18 protein-coding genes and 5 tRNA genes are annotated in these 18,448 nt (G+C 56.0%); 10 read left to right on the top strand and 13 right to left on the bottom strand.

Annotated features, from left to right (window positions below; all coding sequences use genetic code 11):
- Positions 1–170 precede the first annotated feature (170 nt).
- From trfA to BLW11_RS07725, 6 genes are all read right to left on the bottom strand, one after another.
- Positions 171–1,043 (bottom strand): plasmid replication initiator TrfA, encoded by an 873-nt coding sequence (gene trfA / locus BLW11_RS07750; protein WP_082136236.1) that lies wholly within the window; start codon positions 1,041–1,043, stop codon positions 171–173.
- A 15-nt stretch (positions 1,044–1,058) separates the two neighbouring features.
- A complete protein-coding gene (locus tag BLW11_RS07745) occupies positions 1,059–1,262 on the bottom strand; it encodes a helix-turn-helix transcriptional regulator (protein ID WP_074836734.1) in 204 nt (67 codons plus the stop codon).
- Positions 1,263–1,368: 106 nt separating this feature from the next.
- A complete protein-coding gene (locus tag BLW11_RS07740) occupies positions 1,369–2,118 on the bottom strand; it encodes a hypothetical protein (protein ID WP_048359253.1) in 750 nt (249 codons plus the stop codon).
- The gene (locus BLW11_RS07735) at positions 2,111–3,331 is read right to left on the bottom strand and encodes a tyrosine-type recombinase/integrase (RefSeq protein WP_048359254.1); all 1,221 of its coding nucleotides are present in this window, start codon (positions 3,329–3,331) and stop codon (positions 2,111–2,113) included. Before BLW11_RS07735 ends, BLW11_RS07740 begins: the two co-directional genes overlap by 8 nt.
- A 165-nt stretch (positions 3,332–3,496) precedes the next feature.
- Positions 3,497–3,572, bottom strand: a tRNA-Thr gene (locus tag BLW11_RS07730).
- Positions 3,573–3,618: 46 nt separating this feature from the next.
- Entirely contained in the window at positions 3,619–4,020 is a 402-nt protein-coding gene (locus BLW11_RS07725; protein ID WP_048359255.1) for a pilin, read from the bottom strand.
- A 212-nt stretch (positions 4,021–4,232) separates the two neighbouring features.
- Here BLW11_RS07725 and BLW11_RS07720 point away from each other — a divergent pair, with 212 nt between their 5' ends.
- The 4 genes from BLW11_RS07720 to yacG are packed head-to-tail and all read left to right on the top strand — an operon-like array spanning position 4,233 to position 7,138.
- On the top strand, positions 4,233–5,450 hold the full coding sequence (locus tag BLW11_RS07720; protein WP_048359256.1) for a type II secretion system F family protein: 1,218 nt from the start codon (positions 4,233–4,235) through the stop codon (positions 5,448–5,450).
- Positions 5,451–5,452: 2 nt separating this feature from the next.
- On the top strand, positions 5,453–6,313 hold the full coding sequence (locus tag BLW11_RS07715) for a prepilin peptidase (protein ID WP_048359257.1): 861 nt from the start codon (positions 5,453–5,455) through the stop codon (positions 6,311–6,313).
- Positions 6,314–6,317: 4 nt separating this feature from the next.
- Positions 6,318–6,938 carry a dephospho-CoA kinase gene (coaE, locus tag BLW11_RS07710; protein ID WP_048359258.1) on the top strand — a complete coding sequence of 207 codons (621 nt, stop codon included), beginning with the start codon at positions 6,318–6,320 and terminating at the stop codon, positions 6,936–6,938.
- Positions 6,935–7,138, top strand: a complete 204-nt coding sequence (yacG, locus tag BLW11_RS07705; protein ID WP_048359259.1) for a DNA gyrase inhibitor YacG — start codon at positions 6,935–6,937, stop codon at positions 7,136–7,138. Before coaE ends, yacG begins: the two co-directional genes overlap by 4 nt.
- Positions 7,139–7,199: 61 nt before the next feature.
- On the opposite strand, the gene BLW11_RS07700 is transcribed toward yacG, so the two are convergent.
- Positions 7,200–7,892: an energy-coupling factor ABC transporter permease gene (locus tag BLW11_RS07700; RefSeq protein ID WP_048359260.1), complete on the bottom strand. Its 693-nt coding sequence runs from the start codon at positions 7,890–7,892 to the stop codon at positions 7,200–7,202.
- Positions 7,893–8,022: 130 nt separating this feature from the next.
- On the opposite strand from BLW11_RS07700, the gene BLW11_RS07695 reads away from it, so the two are divergent.
- The 4 genes from BLW11_RS07695 (at position 8,023) to BLW11_RS07680 (ending at position 10,769) form a co-directional block, all read left to right on the top strand.
- Complete coding sequence (locus BLW11_RS07695) at positions 8,023–8,652, top strand: DUF1780 domain-containing protein (RefSeq protein ID WP_048359261.1); 630 nt, start codon at positions 8,023–8,025, stop codon at positions 8,650–8,652.
- On the top strand, positions 8,649–9,176 hold the full coding sequence (locus tag BLW11_RS07690; protein WP_048359262.1) for an MOSC domain-containing protein: 528 nt from the start codon (positions 8,649–8,651) through the stop codon (positions 9,174–9,176). The genes BLW11_RS07695 and BLW11_RS07690 overlap by 4 nt, the downstream gene beginning before the upstream one ends.
- Before the next feature lie 54 nt (positions 9,177–9,230).
- Positions 9,231–9,404, top strand: a complete 174-nt coding sequence (locus BLW11_RS07685; protein WP_048359263.1) for a DUF3094 family protein — start codon at positions 9,231–9,233, stop codon at positions 9,402–9,404.
- A 63-nt stretch (positions 9,405–9,467) separates the two neighbouring features.
- Positions 9,468–10,769: an NAD(P)/FAD-dependent oxidoreductase gene (locus BLW11_RS07680; RefSeq protein WP_048359264.1), complete on the top strand. Its 1,302-nt coding sequence runs from the start codon at positions 9,468–9,470 to the stop codon at positions 10,767–10,769.
- A gap of 86 nt (positions 10,770–10,855) precedes the next feature.
- Here the strand turns inward: BLW11_RS07680 and gad are convergent, their stop codons facing one another.
- On the bottom strand, positions 10,856–12,253 hold the full coding sequence (gene gad / locus BLW11_RS07675; protein WP_048359265.1) for a glutamate decarboxylase: 1,398 nt from the start codon (positions 12,251–12,253) through the stop codon (positions 10,856–10,858).
- A 171-nt stretch (positions 12,254–12,424) separates the two neighbouring features.
- Between gad and glsA the strand changes: the two genes are divergently transcribed.
- Entirely contained in the window at positions 12,425–13,369 is a 945-nt protein-coding gene (glsA, locus tag BLW11_RS07670) for a glutaminase A (protein ID WP_048359266.1), read from the top strand.
- A gap of 25 nt (positions 13,370–13,394) precedes the next feature.
- Positions 13,395–14,963, top strand: a complete 1,569-nt coding sequence (locus BLW11_RS07665) for an amino acid permease (protein ID WP_048359267.1) — start codon at positions 13,395–13,397, stop codon at positions 14,961–14,963.
- 123 nt (positions 14,964–15,086) lie between these two features.
- On the opposite strand, the gene BLW11_RS07660 is transcribed toward BLW11_RS07665, so the two are convergent.
- The 5 genes from BLW11_RS07660 to clpB form a co-directional block, all read right to left on the bottom strand.
- Positions 15,087–15,163: transfer RNA gene (locus BLW11_RS07660), tRNA-Pro, on the bottom strand.
- 95 nt (positions 15,164–15,258) lie between these two features.
- A tRNA-Lys gene (locus BLW11_RS07655) sits at positions 15,259–15,334 on the bottom strand.
- Between the two features lie 5 nt (positions 15,335–15,339).
- Positions 15,340–15,416: transfer RNA gene (locus BLW11_RS07650), tRNA-Pro, on the bottom strand.
- 9 nt (positions 15,417–15,425) lie between these two features.
- A tRNA-Asn gene (locus BLW11_RS07645) sits at positions 15,426–15,501 on the bottom strand.
- 308 nt (positions 15,502–15,809) lie between these two features.
- The gene (gene clpB, locus BLW11_RS07640) at positions 15,810–18,377 is read right to left on the bottom strand and encodes an ATP-dependent chaperone ClpB (protein WP_048359268.1); all 2,568 of its coding nucleotides are present in this window, start codon (positions 18,375–18,377) and stop codon (positions 15,810–15,812) included.
- Between the last annotated feature and the right edge of the window lie 71 nt (positions 18,378–18,448).

The raw sequence follows: 18,448 nt of genomic DNA, 5'->3' as shown, positions 1-18,448 counted from the left end.
CCTGCAAAAATCTGTGCAACGCCTATTCCTACTGGGCTCCGGAGCGATCTCAGCACCGTGATACAGGAGTGCTGGAACGGTAACCATAGGGGGGCAAGAACTATATTGTCGGAGTGCTGGAACGGTAGTCACGGGTGCTAGAACGGTATCGAACGGGCGCTGGAACGGCATCAGCACTTATTGGCTAGATGTCGACGCTGCGAAGAGCTCGGAGTAGTTTTGACTCGCACCAAGGCACCCTCAATTGCATAGCTGAAGGGCTGACCTGCGGCGTTGCTTGCTCGTGCCAAGGAATCGAGCGCTTTGACCAGATCCGTCTTGAAGTCATCTAGAGATTTGGCTCTACTCCCACATAGTCGGTGCAGAGTTTCGATTTTTAAACGAAATGGATTGGCATGGGATGCATAGAAACCATGCAACCACTTCGCAATTGGTTTTCCACGCAGTTCCTGACGAATAGACCAATCAACATCAGTGAACTGGTCGCCCTCAAATAATTTAAGGAGTTTTGGATTTAGTCGAATCACATAACTTTTACTACGAGCGCCGTGATCACGATATATCTCATCAATCAGGCTTCCCTCATATGCATAGTCACCGACTCTTAGCTGTAGTGCGGTCGCCGTAATTCGACTAAGTTGCCCACTAAGGACTTTACGATTTTTCCCAGAATCAGTTTTACCGAGTACTTTCAGTAGTTGATAGGCTGTTATCCTGCATTCAGCGCCGAGCTCCTGAAAGCGCGCAATATGCAGCACTGCCTCCCATACATCCAAATCAAGCTGATCAAGCAAAACTCCTGTGTACATGATGCTGATGCCACCTTGTGAATGGATTTCAAGTTGCACCACATATGGGCGTGGATCTTTGCCCATTGCACTAAATAGCGCTGAACGAAGAACAAGGTTCGGCACGCGCCGAACCGAGTCTGACCAGTTCGGTAGTACACTACGAATATGTGCCGCCTCAACATCTCTCGGCTTTGTACAAGAGCGTTTTACATGCCTTGCTAGTATGGCAGAGGTACGGGGAGAAATTGGCATATTGGTATGCCATCATTAACGAGTGGATGCACTGATTTTTTCAGCAACCCAAGCATTAACTTGCTCAGAAGGCCATGCTACAGAATTCGCTCCGAGAGAAATCCCAGCGGGAAACTCGCCCGCCCGAATAAGCCGATAAATTTGCGATTTGCTCAGCCCCACTTGGGCACAGACATTAGGAAGGCGAAGCAGTAAAGGTGAGGCGAATTGAGTAGCCATCTGGACGGGTCTCCTAAGAACCGGATTGGATGGCTAAGGATTTAATGGCATCTCGGGCGGTGAGTCGTGGCAATTGCTATTTTTTCAGAGGAAATTCCAATTTTTCCTATGACTCATCTTCACCATAGGAAAAATCATCCCCCATATATTTTCGAAGGGTTTTTTGAGTTTTGGGCATGTCAATGTCTGCTGCATCTGCGAGAGATAAAACTGCCAAACCCAAATCAAAACTCTTACGAGACGAGCGAAGCTTTGAAACACGATGTTTAATACTAGTTGCACGTCTTCTAGCCGCATCATCAAGGGGCTGCTCGACATGGACTTTATCAACCTCCTTTATCAGGCTAATCAAACCGTTGATGATCAGGCTAATTGAGTTTAACTCTTTTGTTTGAAACCCCTTCCGCTCGTCACCGCCTTCATTTTCCTCACCTGCAATACCATTCAGCAGAAAACTCGGAACTTCAATTCCTGCATCAAGAGCCCACTTACCAAGAGCAGCTTTAGAAAAATATACAATACTTGCTGGGATATTCTTAGATTGCTGATCGTCCTCACAGTAACAATTCACCAGGCTTTTATCGATTTCAGCTGGAGAATCAAAAAGATCGTAGAAATACTTACTAAGCAACTGAAAATAGAACACGTATGACCTAGGAGAGCGCTTCGCACTCCCCGACTTTCCGACCCAAAAAAAATTATTGACTGAGCTGGGGAGCCACTGGTTAACACCGTATTCAACATATAGTTCTTCAATTAGTTCATGGAGAGCAAATGCAGCTTCTTGGGTGCTGACCTTGTAGCAACGAACGTACTCTGGAACCAAATCAGACAGACGCATCAAATCATCATTCATACGCGCTCTCCCCACTTTCAGAGGATGCTCCGGTAGCGCGGCATGACAAAATATCTAAATGGTCGGCATACCACTGAAGCATCTCGCGCCTCCCCTCCAGATACTGGGCATGGTTGTAGGTACCGCGAATACTGTTCTTATCCACATGCGCCAATTGAGTTTCGACCCACTCACTGCGGTATCCCTGCTCATGCAGAGTGGTAGACATCGTGTGACGGAATCCATGACCCGTAGCACGACCGTCGTAACCGGAGCGCTTGAGCAGTTGGTTGATGGCGGCCTCGCTCATGGGTTTTGCCGGATCATTACGACCAGGTAGTGCAAGCGTGTAACCACCAGTAATGCTTTCCAACTCACGCAGTGCAGCTACTGCCTGTTTACAGAGCGGTATCAGATGGGCGCGGCGCATCTTCATACGCACAGCTGGGATCAGCCACAGCGCCTTGTCGAGATCAAACTCCGACCAAGGTGCGCCTCTGAGCTCAGCCGTGCGCACTCCAGTGAGAATTAGCAGGCGGGTTGCGATCTTAACTACGTCATGGCCAGAGCAAGCTTGAAAACTGCGTATGAGCGCCGGGATTTCTGAAATAGGCAAGAAGGGATAGTGTCGAGATATAGGGGTTTGAAGAGCCCCTCCGATGTCTGCGATTGGGTTGTAGTCCGCGCGACCAGTGGCAATCGCGAAGCGGTAGACCTCCTGGCAGCGCTGCCGGACCTTGCGCAGCTTCTCCAAAGCACCTCGCGACTCTATGCGGCGAAAAACCTGTAGCCACTGCATGGGCTTGATTTCGGCTAAGGGGAAACTTCCCACATGGGGGAAAATATCTAACTCAAAGGCTTCTGTAACGTCATCAGCATAACCTGCTGACCAGCGTGGCGACTTATGTTGATGCCACTCCAGCGCAAGGCTCTTGAACGTATTGGCGCGAGAGATTGCGGCTTGGGCTCGCGTAGCCTTACGCTCGACCCCAGGATGCCGCCCTTGTGCCACAAGCTGGCGAGCGTCAGAAGCAAGCTGCCGCGCCTGTGCGAGGGTTACCTTATCGATAGTGCCAAGAGAAATGTGCGACTGCTTGCCATCGAGACGGAATCGCAAACGCCAAGACTTACCGCCCACCGTGCGAATCCATAGAAAGAGACCACCGCCGTCGGCAAGGCCATAGTCCCTCTCGCGCGGCGCAGCATTCTTTACCTGCAAAGCCGTCAAAGACATCCTGAGTACCCATAGATTATTGAACCATCTAAAGGTACTCGTTAGGGCACTCATAAGACAAGCGCTCGGGCTGGACTAGGTGGCACCAGCCTGAACAGGAAACCCGCATTAAGCGGGCTTCTTGGGGTTACATGATACTGCCTGGCACTGCCTAAACCTATTAACTGGTGCCGGAGACAGGAATCGAACCTGCGACCTTCGCGTTACGAGTGCGCTGCTCTACCGACTGAGCTACACCGGCGGTGCCCGTAAAACTAGCACCGCAGGGAAAGCGCGGCAATCAGCAGCTATTTACAGGCACCACTGGCCAGGCATGTGCCGTTTTGGGTCCAGGTCAGCGTACTGCCATTCAACGTTGGCACTAGCACGCTGACCCAGCCGCCTGCGGCCTGAGTGCCAGCCATGGTTATGACGCCATCGATCACCGTCATGCCTGCCGCCAGGTTGTCCGTCGGTTCCGCCGGGGCCGGAATGCCGTGGGTGCCTGCATCGCAGACCGTCAGATCGTTGCTCTCGCTCAAGCACAGGGCGACAGCGGTCTTGTAGGTGTTGGCGATCGTGTTCACTTCGGCAAAACGGGTCTTCATGACATGGTCGTTGTAAGCCGGAAATGCAAATGAAGCGATCAGACCAATGATTGCCACCACAATCATCAATTCGATCAGGGTGAAGCCTTTTTGTTGTTTCACGTGAAGCCTCCGAATAAAGGGCACGACGAGGTGCCATAGCAATGCTGTGCAGCCAAAAAAGTGCGCACAGGCTATCAAGGTTAGTGGGCGGATGCTCCACAACTGCATCGTTGACACCTTTGGACATGCTCGAGCGGACAAGTCGAGGCTCAAGGCATCTAGTCTTTGAGACTCACACACAGCCGGGCGCGAAGCGCGCCAGGGATGGACCCATGGCAACACAGGCCGTCAAAACCAGCCTTTATCGGTGGGAAGGCACTGACCTCAAGGGGGCTCAAATCAGCGGCCAGACCACGGCAGCCAGCCAGGCCATGGTCCGGGTTCAGCTACGCCGCCAAGGTATTACCGTTGGTAAAATCCGGCGCCATACGAACGGACAGCCTCCTGCCGGAAAATCCATCAACGCCCTGCAAATCACCCTGTTTACCCGCCAGCTGGCCACCTTGATCACCGCCGGCGTTCCACTGCTGCAAGCTCTGCAAGTGATTGCCAACGGTCTGGAGCATCCGGCAATGCGCCAGCTGGTAACCGGGCTCCAGCAGGACATCAACGCCGGTACCAGCCTGGCAACAGCACTGCGTAAAAAGCCGGCACATTTCGACCCACTGTTTTGCAGCCTCATAGAAGCAGGCGAGCAGGCAGGTGCCCTGGATGTGTTATTGCAACGGGTGGCGACCTACAAGGAAAAAACCCGGGCCCTGAAAAAGAAGATCAAAAAAGCCATGACCTACCCCATCGCCGTGCTGCTGGTGGCATTGGTGGTGTGCACGATTTTATTGGTTGAAGTGGTGCCGCAGTTTCAGGGCATCTTCCGCTCATTCGACGCACAGCTTCCTGAGTTCACTTTGTGGGTAATCAGCCTGTCAGAGGTACTTCAAGCTTACGGCGTGTGGGGGCTGCTGATCTTTTGCTGCGCCCTTGTTTGCCTGCACCATCGTTACAAGTACTCTGCCCCGTTGCGCAACCGGGTTGATCGATGGTTATTGAAACTGCCCGTAATGGGTAACCTGCTGCACTTGTCCGCCATGGCCCGCTTTGCCCGCACGCTGTCGACCATGATCGCTGCCGGTGTGCCGCTGCTTGAAGCGCTGAACTCGGTGGCCAGCGCCACGGGCAATAGCCTGTACAAAGACGCGGTGCTGCGAGTCAGGCAACAGGTAGCAACCGGCAGCCAGATCCATGTAGCCATGGGTAATGTCCGCGTGTTTCCGGGCATGGCCATTCAGATGACCGCCATTGGCGAGGAATCCGGCACACTGGACGATATGCTTGACCACGTTGCCACCTATTATGAAAGCGAGGTCGACACCCTGGTCGACAACCTGACAGCGCTGATGGAGCCGGTGATCATGGCGGTACTTGGAGTCATGGTTGGCGGGCTGGTCATCGCCATGTATTTACCGATTTTCAACCTGGGCCGAGTGATCTGAGCATGATTGACCTGTTTAACCATCACCCCGACGCTTTTATCGCCTGCGCCCTGATACTCGGCTTGCTGGTGGGCAGCTTTCTCAATGTGCTGGCGTGGCGCTTGCCAAAAATGCTCGAACAGGACTGGCAGGCACAGGCCCGCGAGCTGCTGGACCTGCCCGCCCCCGCCCAAAGCCCTGTGTATAACTTGCTGCTGCCCCGCTCCCACTGCCCCAAGTGCCAGCACTCACTGCGGCCCTGGGAAAACATTCCGTTACTGAGCTATCTGCTCTTACGTGGCAAGTGCTCACACTGCAAAAGCGCTATCGGCCCGCGCTACCCCCTTACCGAACTGGCATGCGGGCTCTTGTCGGCTTTTGTCGCCTGGCATCTGGGGTTTGGCGCACAAGCGGGCTGGATGCTTGTGCTGACCTGGGGGTTGCTGGCTATTTGCCTGATCGATGCCGAACATCAAATCGTGCCCGACATGCTGGTCTTTCCCCTGCTCTGGCTCGGGTTGCTGCTGAACAGTTTCGAGGTGTTCACCACCCTGCCCCAGGCCGTGTGGGGCGCGGCGCTGGGTTATGCCAGCCTGTGGTCGGTGTTCTGGATATTCAAACTGATTACCGGCAAGGACGGCATGGGCCATGGTGATTTCAAGTTACTGGCCGTGCTCGGCGCTTGGGGCGGGATGGCGATTTTGCCGTTGACCATTGTGCTCTCCTCGCTATTGGGCGCGATTGTGGGCTTGAGCCTTCTGGCTTTGCGCCGCGCCCAGACGTCCACCCCGATCCCCTTTGCGCCGTATCTGGCAATTGCCGGCTGGATTGCATTGCTCTGGGGTGGTCAAATAACCGGCTTCTATTGGCAGATTTCGGTTTGACGTGATGACTGCACCTTCCACTCCCTGGATTCTCGGGCTGACCGGCGGCATCGGAAGCGGTAAAAGCGCCGCTGCCGAACATTTTTGCGCGCTCGGCGTGCACGTGGTGGACGCCGATCATGCGGCACGCTGGGTCGTCGAACCAGGGCGCCCGGCACTGGCCAAAATTGCCGAGCACTTTGGCAATGATGTGCTGCAAGCCGATGGTCAGCTCAATCGCGGCGCTTTGCGCAACCTGATCTTTACCGACCCCGAGCAACGCCGCTGGCTTGAAGCCCTGCTGCACCCGCTGATTCGTGAAGAGATCGCGAGCAACCTGGCCCAGGCACAATCGCCTTACGCCATTTTGGTCTCTCCGCTGCTGATCGAGTCCGGGCAGTACACGACAACCCAGCGCGTGCTGGTGATCGATGCCCCGCAAGCCCTGCAGATTCAACGCACCCTGGCGCGCGACAACACCAGCGAGCAGCAAGTACTGGCCATTCTCAAGGCACAGGCCAGCCGCGAAGAACGCCTTCGCCACGCTGACGATGTGTTGGTCAATGACAACGATTTAAAAGCGCTGCAGACTGAAGTCGAGCGCCTGCATCACTTCTATTTAACTTTGCGTGGAGGCCAACCATGACCAAACCTATGACCGTAGACTGCCCGACCTGCGGCACAGCCGTGCAGTGGGATACCAGCAACGCTTTCCGGCCTTTTTGCTCTGACCGCTGCAAATTGATCGATCTGGGTGCCTGGGCATCGGAAGAGCACAAGATTCCGGTCAGCCCGGATGCTGAAGACGATTTGTTCTCCGAGGATTTGCCCGAGCGCTTCCATTAATCACAGGCACCATTGGGGGGGTGGCGCGGGCAAGTCCGACTCCCCCAAACAGAAGTAGCCGTCAGCCCTGGTTGGGCCCGTCATCCTTCCACGGCGCAGCCAGGTAGCGCGTGCGGTTGAAGGTTTCCAGCCACTCAGGGCAAAACACCACCAGTGCTGTGACCAGCATCCCGTTGATAAACGCTTCGGGAAAGATGATCAGCCACAGATAGCCCACAAAGTCTTCCAGCCACTCCGGCATTACGAACAACCCGTCCAGCCACAACACGCCCAGTACCGCCAGCACACACAGCAGCGCGGCCAGGGCTGCCGCAAAGAAGCCCGAGCAAAAGATATACACGAAGGGATTTCGCGGCTGCGCCCGCTCGACCATGCGCGCACAGCATTCGGTGACGGCGATCGGCAACACAATCAGCAACACGCCATTGACGCCCATCGCGGCAAGATCCTGACGCCCCAGCACCACCAGCCCGACCTGGGCAACAAGCGCACCCACAATCGCCAGCGGCCAATCGAGCAGCAAGGTGACTACGGTCAGGCCAATAAAGTGATAAGACACGCCGCTGTCAAAGTCGCGCCGCACCAGCCACAGCAAAAATAACGAGAACACCGTACCGAACAGCAAGTGCTGGCGCCGTGTGTCGGCAAACAGTTCAACCCAGGGCGCTCGCCAGATCGCCCACAGCACAACAGGGGCATAGAGCAGCCAGCCGATTACCTGCGTTTGTGTGGATAACACCTCGGCCCCGATCATCTGCGCACCTGTAACCCAGCCTTGTTAAAGCACACCGCTCAACCCTCCTTGTTTGATGCCAATGCTGCTGATGCGCCTGAGTCTACACCCGGACTTTCAGTAACACCTGTTTCGGGGCTAAGCTGCCCCCATGGACGACTCAGATTATTTACGCCTGCTCACCATTCAGGCCGAACAGGCCAATGCCTTTTTATCCAATGCCCGCAAATGGGAGCGTGAGCGTTGGGTCTGCCAGCGCCTGCTGCAAGGCCTGAACATCCCGTATCACACCGAAGACTTCACCCAGGCGGGGCAAGAGCCGCCGGATGTGTTGTTCGGCGACGCGCGCTTTGAGGTGTTCTTTGTGCTCGATGAAGGCCGACGCCTTAACGACGAATGGCGCGAAGAGCTGCAGCGTCGTCGCAGCGCCTACTCCCTGAGCCAGCTGGTACGCCGCGAAGCACGGCCCAAGCGGATTCCGGCGAGCAAGCTGTTGCAGCGTTTAGGCCCCACCCTGCACAAAAAAGCCAACAACTATAAAGAACGCGATATCGACTTGGGGCAACTGGACATCATTGCGTTTTCCAGCCTCAAGCGCGAAGTACTGGACCTCAACAGCCACTTTCCGCCGCCTACCGAATACCTGCGCCAGGGCTGGCGCTCGCTGTCGCTGGTAGGGCCGACGTTTGCCCGTGTGCTGTTTGCGCAACCCGATGCACCGGACTTCCTGCGCAATAACCTGGGGCGCAGCATTATTTTCGATGTCGGTATCAGCCTGTGAGTCCCCTGCAAGAGCTGATTGCTGACGTTCCGCAAACCGGTCGAGTGCGCTGGATTGGGGTGCGCCCCGAGTCACGCGCCGACATGCTTGAGCTGGACGCCGTAGAAGCCCGTCGTGAAGCCGGACTGACTGGCGATCATGCCCGGCCCGGCGCCCGTAATGCCCGACAAGTGACGCTGATTCAGTGGGAGCACATCGCCGTCATCAACTCCCTGCTGGGGCGATCCAGGGAGCATCCGGTCCTGGCCCAGGATTTACGACGCAATCTGGTGATCAGCGGGATCAACCTGTTCAGCCTCAAAGGCCGACGTTTCAAGATTGGCCAAGCCATTTTTGAAACCACTGGCTGGTGCCAGCCGTGTGCGCGACTGGAACAGCGCCTGGGTCGGGGCACGTTCCAGGCAGTACGTGGCCACGGAGGAATCACGGCCCGGGTGATCGAAAGCGGGATCATTCGTCTGGAGGACGAACTGCGGGTCGAGCCATTGGGACCTGACGGCTATGCTTCTTTTCATCCCGGTTAATCAATGCTGTAGCTTTTACACTTCCTGCAACGTCTATTTGACGAGGCCAAAAAAATGCCCAGCCGCCTGAACCCAGATGATCTGAAGCATGTCGAAGAGTACCTGCAACTGCCACAAAACCAGGTTGAGCGCCGGCCTTTCAGGCCCTGGCTGCTCCTTGGGGCGGTGGTGATCGCGGTGATTGGCATGGGCCTGTTGAGCCGCCTACTGAGTTACCTGGTGCTATGAGCTGCGTTGCGCTCGCCCGGGTCACTGAGCACAGAATTCTTTTAAGCCTTGTGAGTGATACCCATGACCCATCGTATTGTTATCGTCGGCGGCGGCGCCGGCGGCCTGGAGTTGGCGACCCGCCTGGGCAAGACTCTGGGCAAGCGCGGCAAAGCCAGCGTCACGCTGGTGGATGCCAACCTGACCCACATCTGGAAACCGCTGCTGCATGAAGTTGCTGCCGGCTCGCTGAACTCATCGGAAGACGAACTCAACTACGTCGCCCAGGCCAAATGGAATCACTTTCAATTCCAGCTGGGCCGCATGAGCGGTCTGGATCGTGAGCTGAAAAAGATCTCATTGTCGGCAACCCTCGATGAAAACGGCCAGGAACTGGTTCCTGCCCGCGAGCTGGCTTACGACACCCTGGTGATTGCCGTGGGCAGTACCACCAACGACTTCGGCACCCTGGGCGCGGCCGAACATTGCCTGTTCCTCGATACCCGCAAGCAGGCCGAGCGATTCCATCAGCAACTGCTCAACCACTACCTTCGTGCGCACGCAGGGCAAAGCGATACGGTCGAGCAGATCAGCGTCGCCATTGTCGGCGCGGGCGCCACCGGGGTAGAGCTGGCCGCCGAACTGCACAACGCGGCACACGAACTGGCCGCTTACGGTCTGGACCGCATCAAGCCTGAAAACATGCACATCACCCTGATCGAAGCCGGCCCACGGGTGTTGCCCGCACTGCCGGACCGTATTGGCGGGCCTGTGCACAAAACCCTGGAAAAACTCGGGGTGAGAGTGCTCACCAACTCCGCCGTCAGTGAAGTCACTGCTGACAGCTTGATCACTAAAGATGGTCAGGTAATTCCTGCCAGCCTGAAAGTGTGGGCTGCGGGGATTCGTGCACCGGGCTTTCTCAAGGAAATCGCCGGCCTGGAAACCAATCGCATCAACCAGCTCGTGGTGCGCCCTACCCTGCAAACCACCCGGGACGACAATATTTTCGCCTTTGGTGACTGCGCGGCCTGCCCGCAACCGGGCACAGACAAAATGGTGCCGCCTCGCGCCCAAGCGGCTCACCAGCAAGCGTCACTGCTGGCCAAATCGCTGAAACTGCGAATTGAAGGCAAATCGCAACTGCCAGACTACAAGTACCGCGATTATGGCTCGCTGATTTCCCTGTCGAGCTTTTCGGCTGTGGGTAACTTGATGGGCAGCCTGATGGGCTCGGTAATGCTGGAAGGCTGGTTGGCACGGATGTTTTACATCTCGCTGTACCGCATGCACCAAATGGCGCTGTACGGCACGTTCCGTACCTTGATGCTGATGTTGGGCAGCAGAATCGGACGCGGCACCGAGCCACGTCTGAAACTGCACTAAGCGCCCACATACCTTGTAGCCGCTGCCGCAGACTGCGATAGCACCAAACCCATCGCAGCCTTCGGCAGCGGCTACAGGTGTAAACGTCAGCGCCCGGCGTGGTTTCCAGCCTCGGCCTCACGGCCTTTAAAGCCGTGGGGCTGATGCTCTGCAAAGAACTGGATATCCCGAGCGAAGTCCGCCAGCAGCAATTTGGCCATGTCAATCGACATGCCCTGCCTCACCAGAATCCGCTGCACCACAACCTTTTCGACGTTGGCCGGCAAGCTATAAGCCGGCACCAGCCAACCGCGTATGCGCAGGCGATCTGCCAGGTCATACAGTGAGTAGCTGGTTTTTGCTCCCGGCTTCAAACGCCAGGTCAGCGCCGGAATCCCCAATTGCGGGTCGCCGTTGTAGAGCATCTCAAACGGCCCGATCTTGACCAGTTCCTTGGCCAAAAACTGCGCTGTTTCGTAGCACGCCGAGTGAATACGCTCATACCCCTCACGGCCCAGACGCAAAAAGTTGTAGTACTGAGCAATGATCTGCCCGGCCGGACGCGAGAAGTTCAAGGCGAAGGTCGGCATATCACCGCCCAGGTAATTGACGTGGAAAATCAGCCCCTCAGGCAGCTCCTTCACGTCGCGCCATACCACCCAGCCCGCTCCCAACGGCGCCAGCCCGAACTTGTGACCGGACGTGCTGATGGACTTGACCCGTGGCACCCTGAAGTCCCAAAGAATATCGGGCGCACAGAACGGTGCCAGCATCGCGCCACTGGCGCCGTCGACGTGAATATCAACACTCAGACCGGTGCTTTTCTCAAGATCGTCCAGCGCATCGGACAGCGGTTTTACGGGTTCATACAGACCGGTAAACGTCTGACCGAAGGTTGGCACAACCACGATGGTGTTTTCATCGACCCGCTCCAGCATGTCTTCAGGCGTCATGAACCAATGCCCTTCCGACATCGGTACTTCACGGATTTCTATGTCCCAGTAACGGGCAAATTTGTGCCAGCAAACCTGTACCGGCCCGCACACCATATTCGGCGTCGAGGTCGGCTTCCCTGCCGCCTTTCGCACCGCCCGCCAGCGCCACAACGCAGCCAGGCCACCGAGCATGCAAGCTTCGCTGGAGCCCACCGTCGAGGTGCCGAGAGTGCTGGCCGCCGACGGGGAATGCCATAAGTCCGCCAGCATGTGGATACAGCGGCTCTCCAGTTCAGCTGATTGCGGGTATTCGTCCTTGTCGATCATGTTCTTGTCGATCGACAGGTCCATCAGCTTGTGAACTTCATCCTCCTCCCAGGTTTGGCAGAAGGTGGCGAGGTTCTGGCGGGCGTTGCCATCCAGGTACAACTCATCGTGTACCAGTTGGTAAACCTCTCGCGCCGGTTGCTCGGCTTCGGGGAATTTTTTGGTCGCCGCGGCGTGAGCCAGAGCAGAAGAACCAAATACGGGATCGACGTCCGTGTTGCGCTTGATGCGGTGCAGTGCCATGTGAACTCTCCTTGAGTAATGGACAACAACCGAGCCTGGCTTTTCCCCACGGACTCAGCTTCGACCCAGCCAGCATAGACAAGCATTTCGAGTCTGCCGTCCGATTTCCGACCACCGTGAATTTTCCGATCTATAGTCTCGATTCCTGAAAGCACTCACGGAGCGAGCGCAATGAAACAAAGACCCACAACCGTCGACAGCACGGTGAAACAGGCGCTGGAGGAAGCCCTGCAACGGTTTTCCAGCAATCATCACGGCAAAAATGCCAGCTATATCCCTTACCTGGCCTCGGTGCCCTCCCATTTATTCGGCATCAGCATCATGTTTTGTGATGGCACCCATGCGCAGGTCGGTGACACCGATTACGCCTTCGCCATCGAGTCGATTTCCAAGGTATTTACCCTTGCTCACGTACTGGATGAGTTAGGGCCACAGGCCTTGCGCAGCAAAATCGGCTGCGACCCGACGGGCGAACCTTTCAACTCGGTCGTTGCCCTGGAACTGCACAAGGGCCGACCGCTCAACCCCTTTGTAAACGCCGGCGCGATGGCCACTGTCAGCCTGCTTGAAGCCCAGACGCCGCAAGCCCGCTGGGAGCAGATCCAGGCCACTTACAACGCTTTTGCCGGGCGCCAATTGAGCGTTAACGAAGAGGTGTACGCCTCCGAAGCCTCCAGCAATCAACACAACCGCGGCATTGCCTGGCTGCTGCAAAGTTACGGCTACATGTACGCAGACCCTATGGAGGTGTGCGCCGTGTATACCCGCCAATGTTCGGTTTCGATTACCTGCCATGACCTGGTGACCATGGGCGCAGCGCTGGCCAACGGCGGCGTCAACCCAGTCACCGGCAAGCAAGTCGTGGCGGCCAAAAACGTGGCGCCAATCCTCAGCGAGATGACGTTGAACGGGCTGTATGACACCACGGGCGACTGGTACTACAAGGTCGGACTGCCAGGAAAAAGCGGAGTCGGCGGCGGAATTCTGGCCGTGGTGCCCGGTGTGTGCGCCATCGCCGCTTTTGCCCCGCCACTGGATGCGGCGGGTAACAGCGTGCGCGGTCAATTGGCCGCCGAACACCTCAGCCGCACGCTCAACCTGAGCCTGCTGCACTAATCACGCGAAATGAAGGGAGGCATTTATGGCTACCGCCAGCAAAGGTAAAACTTACATGTCGTGGCTCACCATCTGTTTCATGATGGTTGCAGCCGTTGCCAGTATCCGCTCACTGCCGAGCATGGCCGTATATGGCCTGGGCTCAGTATTTCTCTACGTCATTCCGGCACTGCTGTTTTTCATCCCGGTTTCGCTGGTCGCTTCTGAACTGGGAACGGGCTGGAACGGCGGGATTTATGGCTGGGTGAGGCAAGCCTACGGCGATCGGCCCGGCTTTTTCATCATGTGGTTCATGTGGATTCAGGTGGTGGTCTGGTACCCCATCGTGCTCGGCTTTGCCGCCAGTACCATGGCCTATCTGATCAACCCGGAACTGGCCAAGAGTGGAGTCTTCACTGCAGCGGTGATCATCGTGCTGTATTGGCTATCAACCTTTGTAGCGCTCAATGGGCTGACTACGCTGTCGAAACTGACGTCATGGTTCATGTTGCTGGGTACCGCCTTACCTGCTGCATTGCTGGTACTGCTTGGTGTGGCCTGGCTGGTGCTGGGGCATAAATCCGCCGCGCCGCTGACCTGGGAGGCCTTGATTCCGGCCATTTTCGACACTCATTCCACCGTCAGAGCCGGCTCACACAACCTGCACCCGGACCTGTGGCGCGAATTCACGGGCGCCATCACCGGCCTGGTACTGATTGTGAGTAACTTTCTGGCGTTTGCCGGTATCGAAATGAACGCCATTCACGCTCGCGAATTGCGTAACCCGCAAAAAGAAATGCCCCGGGCGATTCTGCTGGCCTTCTTTATGATCCTGCTGGTGTTTATCCCACCGACCGTGGCGATTTCGCTGGTAGTCCCTGCTGACTCCACCAGCCTGACTGCCGGTGTGATTCAGGCTTATGCCGCCTTCTTCGCTGGCTTCAACATGCCGTGGGCAACGCCCATCATGGCAATTTTGCTGATCATCGGCGCATTGGGCGGGGTATTGGCCTGGACTGCGGGCCCATCCACAGGCCTGCTGTTTGTCGGCAAGGCCGGGATGCTTCCACCCGTGATGCAAAAAGTGAACAGCAAGGGTGTGCAAAAAAACATTTTGTATTTACAGGCGGTGATCGTGACGTTGCTGTCGACTATCTACATCTTTATCGACAACGTGTCGGATGCGTTCTGGATGATCAGTGCCATGGCCGCGCTGATGTACCTGATCATTTACGTCTTTATGTTTATGTCCGCCATGAAACTGCGCAGGACACAGCCCAACGTCAAACGCGGCTATGTGCTTAAAGGGCTTCACGGCTGGTGCTACCTGGGGCTGTTTTCGACCTGCGTGGCGTTGATTTTCGGCTTTATCCCGCCAAATAATTTCAGCAGCATGCCGTTTTTCGAGTACGCGGGAGTTTTATTGCTGGGGCTGGTGGTAGCAGGTGCGCCACCGTTTATCTTCTACGCGCTGCGCAAGCCGTCGTGGCAGATGGTGCCCAAGGCCGAGTCCGATCAGTATTCTGCGGCCTTGCAGGATCTTCAAGCCGCGGACGACAAGGCTGCAACCGCGGGTACAAGTACGCCTCCTGCATCCGCAGCTCCTGCAACCTGAGGCAGCGGCGACAGGTTTTCTACAGGCATAAAAAAAGCGTCCCGAAGGACGCTTTTTTTATGGCATCTGATGCGATTGGCATCAGTACCTTATTTTCTACACCCATTACTGCCGGGCAGAAAATGGTCGGGGTAAGGGGATTCGAACTCCTGACATCCTGCTCCCAAAGCAGGCGCGCTACCGGACTGCGCTATACCCCGGTAAAAAAAAGGCACCTTCTAGAGGCGCCTTCTGCGATCAGTGCTTTTGGCCTCTGATCTTAAGATCTAGCTCCAGGGTTAGCTGGAGCCAAAAATGGTGGGTCGTGTGGGATTCGAACCTACGACCAATTGGTTAAAAGCCAACTGCTCTACCAACTGAGCTAACGACCCAAAAATGGTCGGGGTAAGGGGATTCGAACTCCTGACATCCTGCTCCCAAAGCAGGCGCGCTACCGGACTGCGCTATACCCCGGCTTGAAAATGGCTCCACGACCTGGACTCGAACCAGGGACCCAATGATTAACAGTCATTTGCTCTACCAACTGAGCTATCGCGGAACTACATATTTCAATCTACAACGGTGCTTCTTTACTACCTTTACAACACTCTTCGAGTTCTTCGCATCGCTGCGTTGGCGTCTCTGAGGTCGGCTATTCTACAAGCTTTAAAACCCTTGTCAACCCTTATTTTTCGTTAGAAGACAATTACTTAGCTCTTCTAGCGGGCTTCTCGGTTTGGGCCAAGTTGCCATTGCGGGTGACTTACTGCGGGGCGCATCTTACAAGCGTTTTCCTTACAGATCAACACCCTAAGCAAAAAAAGGCCTCGCAAAGCGAGGCCTTCTTTAAAACACCGGTTTAGAGCCTTATACGAAGACGATTTCGTCGTCTTTCACACTGGCTACAACCGTGGTGCCTGGCAAGAACTGACCGGACAGAATCAGTTGAGCCAACGGGTTTTCGATCCAGCGCTGGATCGCACGTTTCAGAGGGCGTGCGCCATACACAGGGTCGTAACCCACCGCGATCAGCTTATCCAGAGCCTCCTGGTTCAACTCAAGGCTCAGGTCTCGCTCAGCCAGACGGCTACGCAGACGACCCAACTGGATATCAGCGATGCCGGCAATCTGATCTCGGGCCAGAGGCTCGAAGATCACCACTTCGTCGATCCGGTTTACAAACTCCGGACGGAAGTGCGTACTCACTGCATCCATCACCGCAGCACGCTGTGCTTCACGATCACCTACCAGCTCCTGGATCTGTGCAGAGCCCAGGTTGGAGGTCATCACGATCACCGTGTTGCGGAAGTCCACCGTACGGCCATGGCTATCAGTCAGTCGACCGTCTTCAAGCACTTGCAGCAACACGTTGAACACATCCGGGTGAGCCTTCTCGACTTCGTCCAGCAAGATCACCGAGTAAGGCTTGCGCCGTACTGCTTCGGTCAGGTACCCGCCTTCTTCGTAGCCCACATAGCCTGGTGGAGCACCAATGAGTCGAGCGACAGAGTGTTTCTCCATGAACTCGGACATATCGATACGCACCATCGCCTCTTCAGTATCAAAGAGGAACTCCGCCAGCGCCTTGCACAACTCGGTTTTACCCACACCGGTAGGGCCCAGAAACATGAACGAGCCGCTTGGACGGTTCGGATCACTCAAGCCGGCACGCGAACGGCGAACGGCGTTGGACACGGCCACAACCGCCTCGTCCTGACCAATTACGCGCTCATGCAGCAAGCTTTCCATCTTCATGAGCTTGTCGCGCTCGCCTTCAAGCATCTTGGAGACCGGGATACCGGTCCACTTCGACACCACTTCAGCGATTTCCTCTTCGGTGACTTTGCTGCGCAACAACTGGTTTTCAGTTTTGCTGCTGTGCTCGTCGACCATCTGCAGGCTGCGCTCCAGATCGGGAATGATCCCGTACTGCAACTCGGCCATGCGGTTGAGGTTGCCGCTGCGACGCGCTACTTCAAGCTCCTGGCGGGCCTGCTCGATCTTTTGCTGGATCTGGGCAGAACCCTGCACTTCGGCTTTTTCCGAAGTCCAGATTTCTTCCAGGTCAGAGTACTCGCGCTCGTGACGCTGGATTTCTTCCTGCAGTTTCTCGAGGCGTTTTTTCGCCGCCTCGTCTTCTTCTTTCTTCAGCGCCTGAGCTTCAACTTTCAGCTGAATCAAACGACGCTCCAGACGGTCCAGCACCTCAGGCTTGGAGTCGATCTCCATGCGGATACGGCTGGCCGCTTCGTCCATCAGGTCAATCGCCTTGTCAGGCAACTGCCGGTCGGTGATGTAGCGGTGGCTGAGCTTGACCGCTGCAATGATTGCACCGTCGGTGATCGCAACCTTGTGGTGAACCTCATAGCGCTCTTTCAAGCCACGCAGGATCGCGATGGTGTCTTCTTCGCTCGGCTCGTCTACCAATACTTTCTGGAAGCGACGCTCAAGCGCTGCGTCCTTCTCAATGTATTGGCGGTACTCGTTGAGCGTGGTGGCACCCACACAGTGCAACTCACCACGGGCCAGCGCAGGCTTGAGCATATTGCCCGCGTCCATTGCGCCCTCGCCTTTACCGGCACCCACCATCACGTGCAATTCGTCGATGAACAGGATGATTTGCCCTTCCTGCTTCGACAGCTCGTTCAGCAATGCTTTGAGGCGCTCTTCGAACTCACCGCGGAATTTGGCACCGGCAATCAACGCACCGATGTCCAAAGACAGCAGGCGTTTGCCTTTGAGACCGTCAGGCACTTCGCCATTGATGATCCGTTGCGCCAAGCCCTCGGCAATTGCGGTTTTACCCACACCAGGCTCACCGATCAGTACCGGGTTGTTCTTGGTACGGCGCTGCAAGACCTGAATGGTGCGGCGAATTTCATCGTCACGACCAATCACCGGATCGAGCTTGCCTTCTTCGGCGCGCTTGGTCAGGTCGATGGTGTATTTGTCCAGCGCCTGACGCGACTCTTCGACGTTGGGGTCATTGACCGCTTCGCCGCCGCGCAAGTTGTTGATGGCGTTTTCCAGGGCTTTTTTGGTCACGCCCTGGCCCAGCAACAATTTACCCAGTTTGCTGTTGTCGTCCATCGCGGCCAGCAACACCATTTCACTGGTGATGTACTGATCGCCTTTTTGTTGCGCCAGACGGTCAGCCTGGTTCAACAGACGCGCCAGATCCTGCGACATATTCACGTCGCCAGTAGGGTTCTGGATTTTTGGCAGCTGATCGAGCTCTTTAGTCAGTTCTTTGCGCAGGCTGTTTACATCAAAACCGACTTGCATCAGCAATGGTTTGATCGAACCACCCTGCTGATCCAGTAATGCCTGCATCAAGTGCGCTGGCTCAATGGCCGGATGGTCAAGGCCAACGGCCAAAGACTGAGCATCGGACAACGCCAACTGCAACTTGCTGGTTAATCTATCTATACGCATTCGTCACCTTCCTTATGAGCAGGCCGGAGGGATGGAAACTCCTGAATGAAGAAACCTGCCAGATACCATAG

The sequence above is a fragment of the Pseudomonas deceptionensis genome (genome assembly GCF_900106095.1).
Taxonomy (GTDB): Bacteria; Pseudomonadota; Gammaproteobacteria; order Pseudomonadales; family Pseudomonadaceae; genus Aquipseudomonas; species Aquipseudomonas deceptionensis.
This window is presented reverse-complemented; position numbering and strand designations above follow the sequence as displayed.